This window comes from Streptomyces sp. NPDC001393 (assembly GCF_053597455.1).
This window is the reverse complement of sequence record NZ_JBSFIH010000019.1, coordinates 98,573-117,935: the sequence shown is the minus strand read 5'-3', so window position 1 is coordinate 117,935 and position 19,363 is coordinate 98,573. Positions and strand designations below refer to the sequence as shown.

The 19,363-nt window shown below is 74.3% G+C and carries 5 protein-coding genes; all 5 read right to left on the bottom strand.

Features of this window, described 5'->3' with window-relative positions; translation table 11 throughout:
- Nucleotides 1–5: 5 nt before the first annotated feature.
- Nucleotides 6–13,826 (bottom strand): SDR family NAD(P)-dependent oxidoreductase, encoded by a 13,821-nt coding sequence (locus ACWC2T_RS21725; RefSeq protein ID WP_450671983.1) that lies wholly within the window; start codon nt 13,824–13,826, stop codon nt 6–8.
- Nucleotides 13,827–13,989: 163 nt separating this feature from the next.
- Complete coding sequence (locus tag ACWC2T_RS21720) at nt 13,990–15,714, bottom strand: fatty acyl-AMP ligase (RefSeq protein WP_450671982.1); 1,725 nt, start codon at nt 15,712–15,714, stop codon at nt 13,990–13,992.
- 292 nt (nt 15,715–16,006) lie between these two features.
- A complete protein-coding gene (locus ACWC2T_RS21715) occupies nt 16,007–17,515 on the bottom strand; it encodes a glycoside hydrolase family 3 protein (RefSeq protein ID WP_450671981.1) in 1,509 nt (502 codons plus the stop codon).
- An 8-nt stretch (nt 17,516–17,523) separates the two neighbouring features.
- Nucleotides 17,524–18,354, bottom strand: coding sequence for a carbohydrate ABC transporter permease (locus ACWC2T_RS21710; protein ID WP_351211049.1), 831 nt, complete (start codon nt 18,352–18,354; stop codon nt 17,524–17,526).
- Nucleotides 18,351–19,352, bottom strand: coding sequence for a carbohydrate ABC transporter permease (locus ACWC2T_RS21705; protein WP_450671980.1), 1,002 nt, complete (start codon nt 19,350–19,352; stop codon nt 18,351–18,353). Before ACWC2T_RS21705 ends, ACWC2T_RS21710 begins: the two co-directional genes overlap by 4 nt.
- Between the last annotated feature and the right edge of the window lie 11 nt (nt 19,353–19,363).

Here is a 19,363-nt window from a genome sequence, read left to right as displayed (position 1 = left end):
CGTCCTCACTGCTGCTCCCAGGACCGGAACGCCCTCAGGTGGTCCGGTGTGACCACGGCCTCCAGGCGCTCGTCGCCCGGGTCACCGCCGCCGAGCGCGGCCACCAGGCGCCGTGCCGGTCCGTTGCGCTCCGTGCGCTCCGCCGTCAGCCGGACCTTCGCGCAGCCCTGTTCCTCGGCGCGGTCGGCCAGCCACCGCAACAGGCGTTCCTCGACCCCTCGGCCGAGCGCCCGGCAGCTCATCAGCCAGGCCAGGACGTCGAGTTGGTCGCCGTCCGCGCGCAGGGCGAGCAGGGCGATCTGGCCGTAGTCGCCGAACCGGTCCCGGGCCGCCGCCGTCCACACCTCACCCCGCTCCCGCCACCGGGCGACGTCGCCGCCGTCGGCCGACCGGGGGTGGAGCGTGAACTGGTTGGTGCGGCGGACGAGTTGCTCGGCCCGCTGCACGTCGGTCTCGGACAGCGCCCGGATGTCGACCTCCAGCTGCAGCTGCGCGAGGAACTCCTCGAACCCGGCGGCTGCCCGGACGGTCTCCCGCTCCCGTTCCTGCGCGTAGAACCGGGCCCGCAGCGCGTCCTCGGCGGTCACCGCCGCGGGGACCAGCGGCCACAACCGGCCCAGGAACTCCCCCAGTTCGTCCGCGGACGGGCAGGTCACCGACAGCACCTGCGGCAGCGCGGAGCGCACCTTGGCGATCTCGGCGGGGTTGTCGTCCAGGAACAGGAAGCTGTCCAGGCCGAGGCCGAGTGTGCGTGCGGCCTCGGCCAGGCGGCCCGGCTTCGGTCCCCAGGCGGCCGACAGCACGCTGAAGTGTCCCGCCTTCAGCAGGCTGTCCGGGCGGTCCAGGACGGCGCGGACCGTGGCCTCGTCGTTGTTGCTGACGAGCGCCAGCAGCGCGCCCGCCTCGCGCCACTGCAGCAGCCTGCGCGCGAGCAGGGCGCGCGGACCGGTCAGGTCGACGGCCTCGGGGCCGATCTCGCCGGCGACCCCGCCCCACAGGGTCTCGTCGCCGTCCACCGCGATCACCTTGGGCGCGGGGCGCAGCACCGCCCGTACGACGTCGGCGAGGCGCAGCGCCACGGCCGCCTGGAAGCGCGGCGTGAAGGGCAGGTGGGCCAGCCGGTCGGTCCGCTCGTCGAAGCGATCCCCGCCCGGGTGGTGCCGGTTCCAGTCGTCGGGGCCGAGCACCGCGATGCCGGGCAGGCCGGCCAGGTCGGCGGCCACCTCGCGCTCCCACCGCGTCAGTCGGTCCTCCTGACGGGCGGCGGGCAGGAAGCCGACGATCAGCGGCTTGCGGGTGCGTTCCGACAGGGCCTTCAGCGCGGCCGGGTAGGCGGTGCGCAGCTCGGCGAGCAGCGCGTCGTCGACCGGGCCGAAGCGCTCCAGGTCCACCGCCCGCAGCAGCACCGCACCCACCGCGGTCTCGGGGTCGGCGAAGACGCCCGAGGGGTCCTTCAGACTCGCGAGCACGTGGTGGTACGGCGCCTCGGTGATCGCCGGTCCGCCGTCCCCGGCCCCGTTCCCGACGGCTGCCTCGCACATCAGCGGGAGGTTGCCGAGGGCGAAGGTGGCGGCGAGGGCCAGAGAGCGGCGAGGTGCGGGCGCCTCACCCGCGGGAGCCAGAGTGCCGGCGGGAGCCCGGGTGCCGGCGCGCGCCGCCATCGCCGGGTTTTCGGCCGTCTCCGCGAGCAGCTTCAGGAACTCCTCCCCCAGTTCGGCGGTGGTCGCGGCGTCCAGGATGTCCAGGTTGTGGTCGAGCCGGATGCGTGCCGCGTCCGGGGTCATGGTGATCATCAGGTCGAGGTCGGAGTAGCCGGTGCCGGCCGGCAGCACCTCCAGCCGGGTGAGCCGGCGCGAGGACCGTACGTAGTTGAAGTAGACCTCGACGAGCGGCGCGTTCTCCCGGTGCAGGCCCTGCCGGGCCAGGGTGGCCAGGACGTCGGAGAACATGGCGCCCTTGGCCAGGAGGCGCTGCAGGCGCGCGTCGGTGCGGCGCAGCACCTCGGCGACCTGTTCGCCCGCGCGGGCCTCGGCCGGGAACGGCACCGGCACGCCGAAGAAGCCCACCGCGTCGTACGCGTCGGCGTGGATGCGGGTGTCCACGGGCACGGCGAGCACGAACCGCTCCCGTTCCCGCTTTCCGGCCAGCAGCACCGTCAGGGTGCCGAGGCAGAAGGCGGCGGGAGTGACGGCCAGGCTGCTCGCGGCCGCCGCGACCCGTTCCATCAGCCCGTCGGGGATCGTCACGGTCACGCTGCCGGCCCGGTACGACCGGGTCCCCGGGCGCGGCCGGGTCAGTTCCAGGTCGAGCCGTTCGCTGCCGTGGAAGTGCTCGCGCCACTCGGCGCCCGCCCCCTCGCCGCCCTGCTGGGCCTCGATGAGCAGGGCGATGTCGCGGTTGGTGGCGGCGGCGTCGAGGGAGGTGCCGGACAGTTCCGCGTCGATCTCCCCGGCCACGAGCAGCAGCGACTGCAGGTCGCTGACCGCGTGGTGGGCGCCGAACACCAGGATCTGGCCGTGGGCGCCGCCGTCCACCAGCTCGAACCGCCACAGCGGCGTCGTCGCCAGGTCGAACGGCGGCTCCAGCAGGGCGCGCAGGCGCTGGGCGCCGTCGAGTGGGCCTTCGACGACGGTGCAGCGCAGCACCGGCTGTGCCGGCTCCCGGTCCACGCGCAGGTGCCGGACGCCTTCCTCCCCGGTGACGATCGCGGTGCGCAGGGCCGCGTGCCGCGCGACGAGCCGGGTGAGGATGCCGGTGAGCGTCTCCGGGGTGGTCGGCGCGGTCAGCCGTACGGCGAGGCCGATGCCGTGCGCCGCGTCCGGCATGCCCGGCCGGGCGCTGCGCAGCAGTCGTACGACGTCTCGTGTCGCGGGCCGCAGTTCGGTCTCAGGTACCTCCCCGGCGAGGTCGCCGGAGTCCTGCCGCGCCACGGCGCCCCGCTCCGGAAGGCCCTCGGCGAGGGCCTGGGCGAGACCGCGGATGTCGGACGCCGCGAACACGTCCGCGGCCGGGAGCTCCACGCCCAGTTCGCGGACGAAGGCGTTGCGCAAGCGCACCAGCATCAGGGAGTCCAGGCCCAGTTCCTTCAGGGCCGTGGTCGCCGACACGTCGACCGCTCCTCCGGAGACCTCGCCGACCCGGGCCCGGACGTACGCCTCCAGCCAGGTGGCGCGGTCCCGGTCGGTCGTCGCCGCGAACACCTTCTTGACGAGGTCGTCCGAGGCGGCCGTGCCCGTCGGGACGGTGACCAGGTCGCCCAGGATCGGGCGGGTGCGCACGGCGTCGGGGACGAGGGTGAGCATCTCCCGGTCCAGGGCGATCGGCGCGAGCTGGCGGCGGGCGGTGGCCAGGACCCGCTCGAACAGCTCGCCTCCTTCCTGCGGCGAGAAGGCGACCAGGCCCGAGCGGCTGGTCTCGGCGGCCCGGGTGCCGGATCCGGCGACCATGCCGACACCGGCCCAGGCGCCCCAGTCCAGGCTCAGCGCCCGGCGGTCGGTGCGGGAGAGGTGGTGTGCCCAGGCGTCGAGGAAGGCGTTCGCCGCCGAGTACGGGCTCTGCCCGGCCGACCCGAGGAGTCCTGCCGCGGAGGCGAACAGGACCAGGTTCCGGGCCTCCGGGACCAGCTCGGTGAGGAGGGCGGTGCCCAGGACCTTCGGGGCGAGGACCCGCAGGACGCGTGCGTCGGTCAGGTTCGCCACCGTGGCGTCGTCGAGCACTCCGGCCGCGTGCACGACCATGGCGATCGGGCCACAGGCGTCGCGTACGGCGTCCAGGGCGGCCGTGAGACTCTCCCGGTCGGCGACGTCGGCGCGGGCCAGGTGGACGGTGACGCCCCGCGCTTCGAGACCCGTGATCCAGTTCCTGGCCTCCGCGTCGGGCGTGCCCCGGCTCATCAGAGCCAGTCGGCGGGCCCCGCGGCGGACCAGCCGCTCGGCGACGACGCGGCCGAGGCCGCCCAGACCGCCGGTGATCAGGTGCACGCCGTCCGCGGAGGTCTCGCCGTGGCCGCCGTCGTCCGGGCGGGTGTGGGCCAGGCGCGGCACCAGGCGGCCGGTGCCGCGCAGCGCGACGAGCCGTTCGTCGTCGGCGTGCCTGAGCTGGGTCCACAGGGCGTCGACGCCGTCGGTGGGCGGCAGGTCGATCAGCGTGGTCGACAGCTCCGGGTACTCCTGCGCCACCGTGAGCCCGAAGCCCCAGGCGAGCGCCTGCTGCGGGTTGGTCACCGAGGTGCTGTCACCGGCCGCCTGGCTGCCGCGTACGACCACGAACAGGCGCGGGGCCCGGCCCTGCGGACGGCCGGCCAGGGCGCGCACCAGGTGCAGGGTGCTCAGGCAGCACAGCCGCGCCGCCTGCTCGGCCGTTCCGGCGTCGCCGATCGCCGGGGCGTCGAGGGCGGTCAGCTGCACCACCTGCTCGGGCTGTCCGCCCGCGAAGGCCTCCGCCAGTAGCCGGGCCAGGTGGTCGGGGTCGGCCGGATCGAGGACGTAGCGTCCCGGTCCCTCGACGGCGAAGGCGCCGCCCCTGCGGGCGACGACGTGCGGCACCGAGGAGCCGAGCCGCTCGGCGAGCGCGTCCGCCACCCCGGTGTCGTCGGCCAGGATCAGCCAGCTGCCCTTCACCGGCGGTTCCTGCGCCACCGGGCGCGGGTGCCAGCGGGTCTCGAAGAGGGCGCCGTCCAGCGGCGAGAGCGCGGCCACCCGGAACTCCTGTATTTCCAGGAGGAGTTGTTCGTCCTCGTCCCAGATCCTGAGGTCCAGGGTGGCGGTGTCGCCGGACACGGAGCGCACTTCGCAGCCGGCCCAGGCGGGCGTGGTGCGCAGGCCGGTGAACCGCAGCCGTCCCACCCCGGCGGGCACGAACGCCCGGCCCTGGGGCGCGTCCTGGGGCAGGGCGGCCGTGTGGAACGCGGCGTCGAGGACCGCGGGGTGCAGCAGATGACCCGCGGCGGGCCGGGCGGCCAGCCGGCCCAGGGCCACCGAGTGGCCGCGGCGGCCCTGCTCCAGGCCCCGGAAGGCGGGGCCGTAGTCGATGCCGAGGGCGCTCAGCCCGGCGTACACCGCCGGCAGGTCCGCGTCCTGCGTGCACTGCTCACGCACGGTGGTGAGCCGCACGTCGTCGGGTCGTACGGCGTCGGGTCGTACGACGTCGGGTCGCACGTCGGCCGGGGTCCGCTCGCCGGTCACCGCGACGCGTCCGCCGACGTGCCGTACCCACCGCGGGCGCCGCTCACCGGCGGCCGCGGAGGCGACGGTGAAGGACCGGAAGCCGTCCCGGGCGGGCCGCAGCACCAGCTGCATCCGTACGGGCCGTTCGGGATCCATCCGCAACGGCTGCGCGAACTCGACCTCGCTCAACTGGACTTGGTGACCGTCCTGCACCGCGGTGGCGGCCTCCAGCACCATGTCGAGGAAGGCGGCGCCGGGCAGCCAGACCTCGCCGTCCACCCGGTGGTCGCTCAGATAGGCGAAGCGGCTGTCGCGCAGGTCGATGTCGCTCTGGAAGAGGTGCCGGTCGGGCTCGTCGCTGGACTCGACGTGCGTGCCGAGGACCGGTGAGGAGCCCGTGGCGGTGGCCGGGGCGGGCGTGAGCCAGTGGCGTTCGCGGGCGAAGGCGTACGTCGGCAGATCGACGCGCCGGCCGTGCGGGAACAGCACCGGCCAGTCGGGCGTGTGGCCCGCGACGTACAACTCGCCGAGCCTGCGCAGCAGGATGTCGGGCCCGTCCTGCTGACGGCGCAGCGAGCCGACGCAGGCCACGTCGATCCCGGCCTCGGCGGCCACCGCCTCGACGGACGACAGCAGCGACGGGTGCGGGCTGAGCTCGACGAAACAGCGGTAGCCGTCCTCCAGCATCCGCCGGACGGTGTCGGCGAAACGGACGGGCCGGCTGAGGTTGGCGTACCAGTAGTCGGCGTCCAGCCGTTCGCCGGAGACGGGTTCGGCCAGCACCGTCGAGTACAGCGGGGTCGGCGCCGGTGCGGCCCGGACGCCGGAGAAGCGGTCGAGCAACTCCGTGCGCAGGGGTTCCATCAGGGGGGTGTGCGAGGCGAACGGCGTCGACAGGGGTCGTACGGCGATCCCCTGTTCTTCGAGCCGGTGGCGCAGCTCGGTCAGCGCGTCGGTGGCGCCGGAGACGGCCGTGGAGCCCGCGCTGTTGACCGCGGCGACGAACAGCCGGTCCGTGTAGGGGGCGAGCAGTTCCTCGACCTGCGCCCGCGGCAACTCCACCGCGACCATGCCGCCCTGCCCGACCAGCGGGACGACGGCCCGGGCCCGCCCGGTCACCACGGCCACGGCGTCGTCCAGGCCGAGGGCGCCCGCGCTGTACGCGGCGGCGATCTCGCCCAGGCTGTGCCCGACCACGGCGTCCGGGACCACGCCGAGCGCCCGCCACGCGGCGGCCAGCGCCGCGTTGACCGCGAACAGCACCGGTTGCAGGTACTCGGTCCGGTCGAGCGGGGAGAACTCCTCCGGTGCCCGCAGCACGTTGAGCACCGACCAGCCGACGTGCCCCTGGACCGCCTCGTCGATCCGGGTCAGCTCCTCGCGGAACGCCGGGGAACCGGCCAGCAGCTCCAGTCCCATGCCCGGCCATTGGCCGCCGTGCCCGGCGAAGACGAAGGCCACCTTGCCCGTCTCCTCGTCACGCGGTGCGGCCGGCCGCGCCCGGCCGCTGCCCAACGCATCGAGCGCGGCGCGCAGTTCGTCCACGTCGCCCGCCGTGACGGCCGCCCGCCAGGGGAAGTGGCTGCGGTGCCGGGCCAGGGTGTGGGCGACGTCCGGCAGCTCGGTGTCATCGGTCAGGTGCCGGGCCAGCCGTGCGGCCTGCCCGCGCAGCGCGGCCTCGCTCCGCCCGGACAGCACGAACAGCCGCTTGCCGGAAGGGAGTTCAGCCACCGGCTCGGGCTCTGGCGCGGACGGCGGGGCTTCCTCGACAATCACATGGGCGTTGGTCCCGCTGATCCCGAAGGCGCTGACCCCGCCCCGCCGCACCCGCTCCTGCGCCGCCGGCCAGGGCACGGCCTCCCGCAGCAGGTGCAGGCCGCTGCCTTCCCACTCGACGTGCCGGCTGGGTGTGCCGGCGTGCAGGGTGGCCGGCAGCATCCGGTGGCGCAGCGACTGCACCACCTTGATCAGCCCGGCGATGCCCGAGGCGGCCTGCGTGTGCCCGATGTTGGACTTGAGCGAGCCCAGGTACAGCGGGCGGTGCGGGGCGCGGGAGTCACCGAAGACCTGCGCCAGGGCGTTGGCCTCGATCGGGTCGCCCAGCGTCGTGCCCGTGCCGTGCGCCTCCACATAGTCGATGTCGGCGGGTTCGAGGCCGGACAGGTCCAGGGCCCGCCGGATCACCTGTTCCTGCGCCGGGCCGTTGGGCGCGGACAGGCCCTGGCTGCGGCCGTCCTGGTTGACGGCCGTCCCGCGCAGTACCGCAAGCACCTCGTCGCCGTCCCGCCGCGCGTCGCTCAGCCGCTTCAGTACGAGCATGCCGGCGCCCTCGGCCCAGACGGCGCCGTCGGCGTCGTCGGAGAAGGAACGGCAGCGGCCGGTCGGGGACAGGCCCCGCAGCCGGCTGAACTCCACGAAGGTCTGCGGGGTCACCATGAGCGTCACACCGCCGGCCAACGCCAGGTCGCACTCGCCCGACCGCAGCGCCTGCGCCGCCAGGTGCACCGCGACGAGCGACGACGAGCACGCCGTGTCCACCGTCAGCGCCGGGCCGTGCAGCCCGAGCGCGTACGCCAGCCGGCCCGAGGCCACGCTGAGCGCCGACCCGGTGCCGACGTACCCGTCCAGCTGGTCGAGCCGGGAGCCCGAGAGGTAGTCGCTGCCGAACATGCCGACGTACACGCCGGTGGTGCTGCCCGCCAGTTCGGCGGGGACGATCCCGGCGCGCTCCAGCGCCTCCCACGCGGTCTCCAGCAGCAGCCGCTGCTGCGGGTCCATGGCGGCGGCCTCCTTCGGGGTGATGCCGAAGAAACCCGCGTCGAAGGACTCGATGTCGTCCAGGAAGCCGCCCTCCCGGGCGTACGACTTGCCCGGCGCCTCCGGGTCGGGGTCGTACAGCGACTCGACGTCCCAGCGCCCGGCCGGGAACGGGCCGACCGCGTCACGGCCCTCGGCGACCAGCTGCCACAGCTCCTCCGGGTCGCCCACGCCGCCCGGCAGGCGGCAGGCCATGGCCACCAGGGCGACCGGCTCGTCGTGCGCCGCGGCGCGGGTGTGCGGCGCGGCGGGCGCGGGACGGCGGGCGGTGGGGCCGCTCGTCGCGATCACGGTGGCCAGCAGGTGCTCGGCGAGGCGGGCCGGGGTGGGGTGGTCGAACAGCAGGGTGGCCGGGAGCCGGGAGCCGAGGCGGGCACCGATGCGGTTACGGAGCTCCACCGCCGTCACCGAGTCCATGCCGAGGTCGCGCAGCGGCAGGTCGGGGCGGACGGAGTCCGCCGAGCGCAGACCGAGGGCGCGGGAGGCCTCCTCGCGCACCAGGGCCAGAACGCGGCCTGTGCGCTCCGCCTCCGGCAGCCGGGCCAGCCGGTCCGCCAGGCCGTCCGCGCCGTCCTGCCCGGTGCGGGGCGCGGGCAGCAGCGAACGCCACAGCGCGGCCGCAGCGCCGCCCGCGCCGGCCGTGGTCTCGCGCAGGCGGGGCAGGTCAAGGGCCCAGGCGACCAGGTGCGGGACGTCCCGGCGCAGCGCGAGTTCGACGAGGTCGCGGCCCTGTTCCGGGGTGAGGGCGCGGTGGCCGAGGCGGGCCATCCGCTCCAGGTCGGCGTGTTCGGCGGCCAGGCCCTCGCCGGCCCAGGCGCCGAAGGAGACCGACAGGGCGGGCAGGCCCAGGGCGCGCCGGTGGTGGGCGAGCTGGTCGAGGAAGGCGTTGGCGGCTGCGTAGTTGGCCTGGCCCGCGTTGCCGACGACACCGGCGGCGGAGGAGACCAGCAGGAACAGGTCGAGCTGTGCGTCCGCGGTGAGCCGGTGCAGGTGGGCGGCGCCGTCGGCCTTGGGGCGCAGCACCCGCACGAGGCGTTCGGGGGTCAGCTCGGCGACCACCCCGTCGTCCAGGACGCCGGCGCAGTGCACGACGCCTCGGAGTTCGCCGACGACGGGACCGATGACGTCGGCCAGGGCGGCCGGGTCGGCGACGTCGCACGCCGTCACCTCGACCTCGGCGCCGAGCGCTGCCAGTTCGGCGGTGACCTCGGCCGTGCGCGGGTCGTCGGCTCCGCGCCGGGACGTCAGCAGCAGGCGGGGCACGTCCCGTTCGGCGAGGAGCCGGGCGATGTGGCGTCCGACGGCGCCGAGGCCTCCGGTGATCAGTACGGTGCCGTCGACGGGTGTCCGTGCACGGTCCGTGCCGGCGGCGCGGGCGCGCACGAGCCGGGGCACGAGCAAGGTGCCCGCGCGCCCGGCGAGTTCGGGCTCGTCCCGGTGAGCGACGGCGGCGAGCAGGGCGGCCGCGGGATCGGTGCCGTCGAGGTCGAGCAGCGTCAGCCCGAGGTCCGGATGCTCGGCACGGGCGCTGCGGGCCAGGCCCCACAGCGCCGACTGGGCGAGGCCCGGCACGGTGTCCCGGTCGTCGGCCGCGACCGCGCCGCGGGTCACCCAGATGATCCGGGCGGGTGCCTCCTCCTGCGCGGCGAGTGTCTGCAGTTCGGCCAGCGCGGATTCCACCAACTCCCGTGTGCTGGCGGCTGGTTCGGCGTCCTCGACCGATTGTGGCCAGAACCGTACGAGCACGTGTCCACCCGTGTCGCTGCACCGGATCCCTGCGGCTTCGAGGCCGCGCAGGGCCGCGTCGACGCCGGGGTCGGACGGGTCGCCGACGACGGTCCAGGCATCGGCCGGTGCCTCGGCGGGCGGTTCGGGCGCGGCCGTCCAGACCACCTCGTACAGGTGCCGCCCGTTGCCCGAACCGGCTGCGAGGTCCGCCGGGCTCGCGGCCCGCAGCCGTACCCCCTCCACCCGGCCCGCGGGGAAGCCGTCGGCGTCCCACAGCGTCACGTCCAGGGTGAGATCCGGGCCGGCGGCGCCGGTGCGGCGCACGGACACGGTGAGGTCGTCGGCGCCGCCGTGCGACAGCGCGGCGCGGCCGACGGAGACCGGAAGGAGCACCCGGGCGTCGGAGGCGGCGCCCCCTTCGAGGGCCGCGGCCACGTGCAGCGCGGCGTCCAACAGCGCGGGGTGGACCGGGTAGGGGTCGGCCAGGTCGTGGGCCACGGGCGGCAGCGACAGCCGGGCGAGCAGCTCGCCGGCGCCGGTCACCACCGCCTCCCGTACGCCCTGGAAGGCCGGACCGTAGCCGAGACCGAGCCCGGTCAGCCGCTCGTAGGTGTCCGGGCTCCAGGCGGGCTCCGCCCCCTCGGGCCACACCGGCGGCCGCCCCGCCGCCTCGGTCGCCGCGGCCGCCGAGGCGGTGGCGTGCAGGGTCCAACCGGTGGCCTCCTGGCCGCGCGGGCGGCTGTGCACGGTGATCTCCGGTGCCGGGCCGGCGGTGACCACCTCGACGGACACCTCCACCGTGCCGGAGGCGGGCAGCACGAGGGGGGCGAGCAGCAGCAGGTCGGTCACGTCGGCCGGGTCGTCCGGGCGGGCCACGGCGAGGGCGGCCCGGCACAGCTCCAGCAGGGTGGTGCCGGACACCACGGTCCGGCCGAACACGGTGTGGTCGGACAGCCAGTCGGCGGTGGCCGGGGACCACTCGTTGCGGAAGGTCCAGCGGGTCTCGTCGGCCGACTGCAGCTGGACGCCGAGCAACGGGTGCGCGGCGCGGTCGAACAGGCCGGGGGCGCCGGAAGCGGACTCGGGTGCGATCCAGTGGCGCCGGGTGTCCCAGGCGTAGGTCGGCAGGTCCGCCCAGGCGGTGTCGGCGACCAGGCGCCGCCAGTCCAACCGCCGTCCGTGGACGTGCAGTTCGGCGGCGGCGCGGTCCAGGCAGGCGGGTCCGTCCTCGTCGCGGCGCAGGGAGCCGACGGCGACCAGCTCGTGGCCGGACTCCTCGCCGATCGTGTGCAGGGCGGTGAGCAGGGACGGATGCGGGCCGAGTTCGACGAAGTGGCGGTAGCCGTCGGCCGCCATGCGCTCCACGGTGGGCGCGAAGCGGACGGGTTCGCGCAGGTTGGTGTACCAGTAGTCGGCCTGAAGCTCCTCGGTGACCGGCTCACCGGTGACGGTGGAGTACCAGACGACCGGCGTGGGGTACGTGGTCACGCCGTCGAGCTCGTCGAGGATCGTCGCGCGCACCTGCTCGACCCGGGCGCTGTGGGAGGCGTAGTCGACGTCGAGGCGACGGACGAAGACCTGTTCCCGGTCGAGGTCGGCGAGCAGGCCCTCCAGCGGCTCCACGTCACCGGCGATCACGGTCGCCCGGCCGCTGTTCACGGCGGCGACCGAGACCCGGCCGCCGAGACCGTCGAGGCGGGTCGCGACCTCGGTGTGCGGCAGGGCGACGACGGCCATGGCGCCGGTGCCGGACAGCTCGGTCAGGGCCCGGCTGCGCAGGGCGACCACCGCGGCCGCGTCGTTGAGGCTGAGTGCGCCGGCGACGCAGGCCGCGGCCACTTCGCCCTGGCTGTGCCCGATCACGGCCTCCGGCCGGACGCCGCGGGCCCGCCACACCGCGGCCAGGGACACCATCACCGCGAAGAGCACCGGTTGGACGACGTCCACGCGGTCCAGGGACGGGGCTCCCGCCTCGCCGCGCAGGACCGCCGCCGCGGACCAGCCGGTGAACGGTCGCAGGGCGGCGTCGCAGCGGTCGAGTTCGTCGGCGAACACGGGATCGCGTTCGAGCAGGTCACGTGCCATGCCGGCCCACTGGGCGCCCTGGCCGGGGAAGACGAAGGCCACCTTGCCCGCGGGCAGCGTCCGCCGGGGGCCGGCGGTCGGGCCGGGGTCGGGCCGGCCGTCCGCGAGGGCTCGCAGCGCGGTCAGCAGTTCGTCCCGGCCGGCCGCCTGGACGACGGCGCGGTGCTCGAAGTGGGTGCGGTGGTGGGCCAGCGTCGCGGCCACGGCGGGCAGCGGCGACTCCGGCTGCGCGACGAGATGTGCGTGAAGTCGGCCGGCTTGTCCCTGGAGCGCGGGGAGGGTGCGGGCGGAGAGCGGGAAGAGCGTCGGGCCGGGCAGCTCCGCCTCCGCCCCGGCCGGTGCGACGACGTCCCGCGGTGCCTCCTCCATGCCGTCCCGGTGTGCCTCCCCCATGCCGTCCCGGGGTGCCTCGACGTCCTGTGGTGCCTCCTCCAGCACGACGTGCGCGTTGGTGCCGCTGATGCCGAACGCGCTCACCCCGGCCCGCCGCACCCGGTCGCCGCCGCGCGGCCACGCCCGGGCGCTGTCGTGCACGGCCAGGCCGCCGCCGGCCCAGTCGACGTGCTCCGTGAGGGTCTCGGCGTGCAGGGACGGCGGTATGAGCTCGTGCCCGAGGGCGAGCACCGTCTTGATCACGCCGCCGATGCCCGCGGCGGCCTGGGTGTGACCGATGTTGGACTTCAGCGAGCCGACGCCGAGCGGCCGGTCGGCGGGGCGGCCGGGTCCGAAGACGGCGGCCAGTGCGCGAGCCTCGATGGGGTCGCCGAGCGGGGTGCCGGTGCCGTGCGCCTCGACGTGGTCCACGTCGTCCGGTGCGAGTCCGGCGGCGTCGAGGGCGGCGCGCAGCACCCGTTCCTGCGCCGGGCCGTTGGGGGCGCTCAGCCCCTGGCTGCGGCCGTCCTGGTTGACGGCCGAGCCCTTGACCACGGCGAGCACCCGGTCGCCGGCGCGGCGGGCGTCGGCGAGCCGCTTGAGCAGCACCACACCGCAGCCCTCGGCCCACACCACGCCGTCCGCGTCGGCCGAGAAGGGGCTGCACCGCCCGGACGGCGACAGCCCGCGCAGCCTGCTGAACTCCACGTGTGCCCGCGGGGTCACCAGCAGGCTCGCGCCGCCCGCCAGCGCGAGGTCGCACTCGCCTGCCGCCAGCGCGCGGGCCGCCAGGTGCAGGGCGACGAGGGAGGAGGAGCAGGCGGTGTCGACGGTGACCGCCGGGCCCTGCAGACCGAGGGTGTAGGCGATGCGCCCGGAGGCCACGCTGGGTGCCGAGCCCGTGCCGACGTGCCCGTCGAGCCGGTCCAGCGAGGCGGAGGCGAGGTATCCGCTGTCGTACAGGCCGATGTAGACGCCCGTGGAGCTGCCGTGCAGGGTCTCGGGGACGAAACCGGCCCGCTCGATCGCCTCCCAGCTGGTCTGCAGCAGCAGCCGCTGCTGCGGGTCCATGGCGTCGGCCTCGCGGGGCGAGATCCCGAAGAAGGCGGCGTCGAAGCGGTCGATGCCGTCGAGGAAGCCGCCGCGCAGCGTGTACGCCTTGCCGGTGGCCTCGGGGTCGGGGTCGTACAGGCCCTGGGTGTCCCAACGGCCCGCCGGTACCTCACAGATGGCGTCCTCGCCGGCGGCGAGCAACCGCCAGAGCCCTTCGGGGTCGTCGGCGCCGCCGGGGAAGCGGCAGGCCATGGAGACGATGGCGATGTCGTCGTCCGCCGCCCGCGGCGCAGCCTCGGCACAGGCTGGGCCGACCGCCGGGGCGGGCGGCTCGCCGAGGACCGCGTCGGCCAGCGCGGCGATCGTGGGGTGGTCGAAGACGAGCGACGGCTCCAGTGGCCGGCCGGTTCGTTCGGAGAGTTGGGCGGCCAGCGTCACCAACTGGCGTGATCCCAGCCCGAATTCCGCGATCGGCCGGTTCGGGTCGACGGCCAGCGGGTCGAGCCCGGCGGCCTCGGCGACGGCCGACCCCAGCCAGGCCCGTACGTCCTCGGCGGTGGTGAGGGGCGTGATGGTGGACTGCTTCCGGGGCTCGTTCGCAGGCATCTGGGCAGGTGTCCTCAGGCAACGGTGACGCGGGCGGATTCCGCACGACCGCGCACGGCAGCGGCGTACGGCTGACATCGGGTGACGTACGGCCGAAGTCGACGGACGTGCGGCCGCGGGGGCGGACATGCGGCCGGCGCGGGCAGGCGCGCCGGCGGCGGGGTCATCCCGTGACGGGCACGTCCACCAGGGCGAGGGTGCCGTCGAGGTAGGCCGCCCGGGAGGCGCGGCGCTGGATCTTCCCGCTGGACGTCTTCGGGATGGTGCCGGGGCGGACCAGCACCACGTCCCGCACCGACAGGCCATGGGCCTGGCCGATCGCGCTGCGCACCAGGTCGGTGATCTTCTCGGCCTCGCCGGCCGCGTCGGGCGCCAACTCGGCGACGACGACCACTTGTTCGCCGTCCACGCCGGCGTCCACGGAGAACGCCGCGGTGCAGCCGGGCCGCAGAGCCGGGTGGGACAACTCCGCGGACAGCTCCAGGTCCTGCGGGTAGTGGTTGCGTCCGTCGATGACGACGAGGTCCTTCAGGCGGCCGGTGACGAACAGTTCGCCGTCCCACAGGAAGCCGAGGTCGCCCGTGCGCAGGAAGCGGCCCTCGTGGCCGGTGAGGGTGGCGCGGAAGGTCTCGCGGGTGGCAAGGGTGTTGCGCCAGTAGCCCTTGGCCACGCTCGCGCCGGCGACCCATATCTCGCCGACCTCGCCCTCGGGCAGTTCCTCCTGCCGTTCGGGGTCGGCGATCACCACGTTGATCCCGGTCCCGGGCCGGCCGCAGCCCACGGCGGCCGCGTCCGCCTCGCCGGCGTGCGGACCGGTCTCGGCGGCCTCCAGCAGGGTGGGCGGGGCGTCCACCGCACCGCCGGTGACCATCAAGGTGGCTTCGGCCAGGCCGTAGCAGGGGTAGAACGCCTCGGGGCGGAAGCCGGCCGCGCGGAAGGTCTCGGTGAACCGTCGCAGCGTGGCCGCGCGCACCGGTTCGGCGCCGTTGAAGGCGACCTTCCACGCGCTCAGGTCGAGGCTGTCGACCAGCTCGGCGGTGGCGTGCTTCAGGCACAGCTCGTAGGCGAAGTTGGGGCCGCCGCTGGTGTGCGGCCGGTAACGGCTGATCGCGGTCAGCCAGCGATCGGGGCTCTGCAGGAAGTGCAGCGGTGAGAAGAGCGTGGCCGTGGCGCCCAGGTACAGCGTGTTCAGCACCGGGCCCATGAGACCCATGTCGTGGTAGACGGGGAGCCAGCTGAGGATCAGCTCCCCGCCGTGCTCGGCGAGGGCGTCCGGGGTGTGCCCCATCCGCTCGGTGATGATCCGCTCGTTGTCCAGCAGGTTGCCGTGGGTGACGGCCACACCGCGCGGGGCGGAGGTGGAGCCGGAGGTGTACTGGAGGAAGGCCACCGAGTCGGCGGTGAGGTCGGGGGCGTGCCAGGAGCCGGCCGCGTCGTCGGGAATGTCCTCGGTGGCGACGCAGGTGACCGCGTCCAGTTCGGGCAGGTGCTCGGTCCAGGTGCGCGAGGCGCGGATGACGTCGCGGCCTGCGAGGATCACCTTGGCGTCGGAGTCGGCCATCAGACGCTTCATCCGGATCAGAGCGCGGTGGTTCTGCGACCGTCCCTGCGGGGGCACGCCCGGCACGGCGACCACGCCGGCGGCGAGGCAGCCCAGAAAGGCGGAGACGAACTCCAGGCCGGGCGGATGGAGCAGCAGGGCGCGCGAGCCGGCGAGGCCGCGGTCCTGGAGCCAGGCGGCCACGGCCCGGGAGCGGTGGGCCAGTTGTCCGTAGGAGACCTCCTGGACGTCACCGTCGCAGTCGCCGGTGAGGAGGTACCGGTAGGCGGTACGGTCGGGCTGTTGCTGGGCGTGTGCGGTCAGTAAATCGACCAGGGAACGTGCCATGTGACGAGTCCCACCTGTCCGGGGTCAGCGGGTGAGGGAACTGGAGTTCGACGGCCGCGTGACGCGCACGCGCAGAAGCCGTTGACCGGGCCCCCTTGCCAGGTCATCCGTAACGCCACTCGCCCGGCGGCGAGATGGCCACAGGTCTCCCCGTGTCCCCCCACTCTGCTTTGCTACCAACGAGTAACACCATAACAAGTCCCGGCGGTCGACGGGTCGAACGCACGTAAACGCTGTGTGTCCAAAAGGAGTTGGCCGCCCGCTTCTGCGGGCGGCCGGTGGAAGGGCTGGATCAGCCCGCGAGGACGGCCTCCGCCGCCGCCACGCCGCAGACCCGGGCGGCGCCGTAGGTGGCGATGTGCGGGGCGCCGCGCGGGGTGGCCTGCGGCAGGCCCATCTCCACGACGACGGTGTCGGGGCGGGCGGCGAGCAGGGTGTCGAGGGCGGAGCGCATCCAGGCATGCCGGTGTTCGTCGCGGACCACGGCGACGATCCGCCGGCCGTCGGCCGCGCCGAGGGCCGCCGCACCCGCGCCCTCGCCGGTGAAGGAGCCGGACGCGGTGCCGGGCAGCAGCCGCCCCAGCTCGGCGGCGACGCCCCACGGGGTCTGGTCTCCGACGGCGATGTTGCGGGCGGGCTCGAACTTGGCGACGTACACAGGGGTGTTGATCGGGGCGGCGGTGCCGGTGCGGGTCACGCGCAGCGCGCGGCGGGCCGCGACCAGGCCGATCTCCGGCTGGGGCTCGGTGTCCGGCCCGCCGCGTGCCCGGGCGGTCCACGCGGCCAGCTTCCGCACCCGGGCGGCCGCGTCCGCGAGCCGTTCCTCGGGCAGTTCCCCGGAGCGTACGGCGGCCACGAGCGCGTCCCTGAGCCCCAGTACGGTGCCCTCGTCGCACAGCCCGCCGCCCACGCAGATGGCGTCGGCGCCGGCCGCGATCGCCAGGACCACGCCGTGCTCCAGGCCGTAGGTGCCGGAGATCGCGCGCATCTCCATGCCGTCGGTGACGATCAGGCCCTGGTAGCCGAGTTCGCCGCGCAGCAGCTCGGTGAGGATGCGACGGGAGAGGGTGCCGGGGCGGTCCGGGTCGAGAGCGGGCACGAGGATGTGCGCGCTCATGACGGCCCGGGTGCCGGCGGCGATGGCCGCGCGGAACGGGGGCAGTTCGCGCTCGTACAGGGTGTCGGCGTCGACGTCGATGCGGGGTACGGCGTGGTGGGAGTCGACGTTGGTGTCACCGTGGCCGGGGAAGTGCTTGGTGCAGGCGGCGACGCCGGTGGACTGCAGGCCCTCGACCCAGGCGGCGGTGTGCCGGGCGACCAGGTCGGTGCTCGTGCCGAAGGAACGCACGCCGATGACGGGGTTGTCGGGGTTGGCGTTGACGTCGGCGGAGGGCGCCCAGTCGAAGGTGACCCCGCAGGCGGCCAGGCGCCGGCCCAGTTCGCGGGAGACGGCCCGGGTGAGGTCGGGGTCGTCGACGGCGCCGAGGGCGTGGTTGCCGGGGAAGGCGGAGCCGGTGCGCACGTCGAGGCGGGTGACGTCGCCGCTCTCCTCGTCGATGGCGACGAGCAGGTCGTCCCGTTCGGCCCGCAGCTGGGCGGTGAGTGCGGTGACCTGCTCCTCGCAGACGACGTTGCGGCCGAACAGGGCGACGGAGGCGAGGCCCTCGCCGAGGCGGCGGCGCACCCAGTCGGGCGCGGTGGTGCCGTCGAACCCGGGCTGCAGCACCGCGAGGGCGTCCCGGGTGAGGGTGTCGCCCGCGGCGGAGCCGCTGTCAGACCCTGTGGTGGCGAGTGTGGTCATCGGCGGGGTCATCCCTTCACGGCGCCGTCGGTCAGGCCGCTGACGGCCTTGCGTTGCAGGAAGATGAAGAGGATCAGGATGGGCAGCGCGAACAGGGTCGAGGCGGCCATCGTGGCGCCCCAGTCGTCGCCGAAGGCGGTCTGGAACTGCGACAGCCACAGCGGCAGGGTCTGCTTCTCGATGTCCTTGTTGAGGATCAGCACCAGCGGGAACTCGTTCCAGGCGGTGATGAACCCGAACAGCGAGGTGGCCATGAGGCCGGGCGCGAGCAGCGGGAAGATCACCTTGCGGAAGGCCTGCATGCGGGTGCAGCCGTCGACCATCGCCGACTCCTCCAGCTCTTTCGGCACGGCGGCGATGTAGCCGCGCAGCGTCAGGACGGTGAGGGGCAGCACCATCATCGTGTAGAAGACGGTGAGGGGGACGAGACTGTCCAGCATGTCGTTGTCGCGGACGATCATGTATATGGCGATGATCATGACCTCCCAGGGGGCCATCTGCGCCAGCATGAACGTGACGACGAGACCGCGCCGCCCCTTGAACCGCATCCGCGCCAGGGCGAACGCGGCGAACAGGGCGATGACGAGCGAGAGCAGCACGGAACAGACCGTGACGGTGACGGAGTTGCCGACCAGGGTCCAGAAGTGGTCGGCGTCGACGGCCTTCTTGAAGTGGCCGAGGGTGACGTGCGTCGGGAACCACACCGGGGTGTCGGCGATGATGTCGCCGGTGGGCTTGAAGGCCGTGGCGAACATCCAGTAGACGGGGAACACGAAGCCGACGAAGAGGACGACGGCGGTCGCGTTGGGCCAGATACGGCCGAAGAGCGAGCGCTTCACAGCTCGTCCTCCTCTTGCTTGAGCACCATGCGCAGGTAGTACGAGGTCATGACGAGCAGCACCAGGATGGTCAGGAAGGAGATCGCCGCGCCGACCCCGAAGTGCTGGTTGCCGACGCCCTCGACGTAGGCGTAGACCGGCAGGGTCTCGGTGAGGCGGTCGGGGCCGCCCGCGTTCATGGCGAAGACCTGCGCGAACGCCTTGAAGACCCAGATGACCTCGAGGAAGGTCGTGGAGTACAGGAACGGCCGCAGGAAGGGCAGGGTCACGGAGGTGAAGCTCTGCCAGGCGCCGGCGCCGTCCAGGGACGCGGCCTCGTACAACTCCTTGGGGATGGTGGTGGTGGCGGCGTAGAGGTTGATCGCCACGAAGGGGATCGACATCCAGACGATGAGCAGGGTGATCACGGCGAACGTGGAGAACTGGGTGGACAGCCAGTTGTGGTCGGCCATGGAGTGCCAGCCGAGCTTGTCCAGGACCCAGTTGACGACGCCGTAGCGCTGGGCGAACAGCCACTGGTAGACGGTGGTGGCCGCGATGACGGGCATGGCCCAGGCGAGGACGAGGCCGATCAGGAGGGTCAGCCGCATCTTCTTGCCGAGGCGGGCCAGCAGCAGTCCGGTCAGGGTGCCGAGCACCATGATCAGGACGACGTTGGCCGCGGTGAACAGCAGCGAGCGCTCGACGACCTTCCAGAAGTCCGAACCGGCCAGGACCTCCTTGTAGTTGTCGACGCCGTTCCATTCGGTGAGGTGCTGGATGAGCTGCCGGGGGTTGAGGTTCTGGAACGACAGCATGCCGTTCTTGACCAGGGGCCAGCCCAGCAGGATCAGTGTGGCCAGCAGCGCGGGCAGCAGGAGCAGATAGGGGGCGGCGACGGCGCGGCGGTCGGCCGGGGACCCGGAGGTGCGGTCCTCACCGCGCGGCGGCGCCGGAACCCGGGCCTTGCGGACAGCGGGCTCCCCGGCCGTGTCCGTGCCTTCGGTCTGCACTGACATGAGTCGTCATC

Bases quoted from the DNA above. Each gene is read 5' to 3' on its own strand.
- ACWC2T_RS21725 (WP_450671983.1), bottom strand. From the start codon at position 13,826: ATGCCTGCGAACGAGCCCCGGAAGCAGTCCACCATCACGCCCCTCACC.
- ACWC2T_RS21720 (WP_450671982.1), bottom strand. From the start codon at position 15,714: ATGGCACGTTCCCTGGTCGATTTACTGACCGCACACGCCCAGCAACAG.
- ACWC2T_RS21715 (WP_450671981.1), bottom strand. From the start codon at position 17,515: ATGACCACACTCGCCACCACAGGGTCTGACAGCGGCTCCGCCGCGGGC.
- ACWC2T_RS21705 (WP_450671980.1), bottom strand. From the start codon at position 19,352: ATGTCAGTGCAGACCGAAGGCACGGACACGGCCGGGGAGCCCGCTGTC.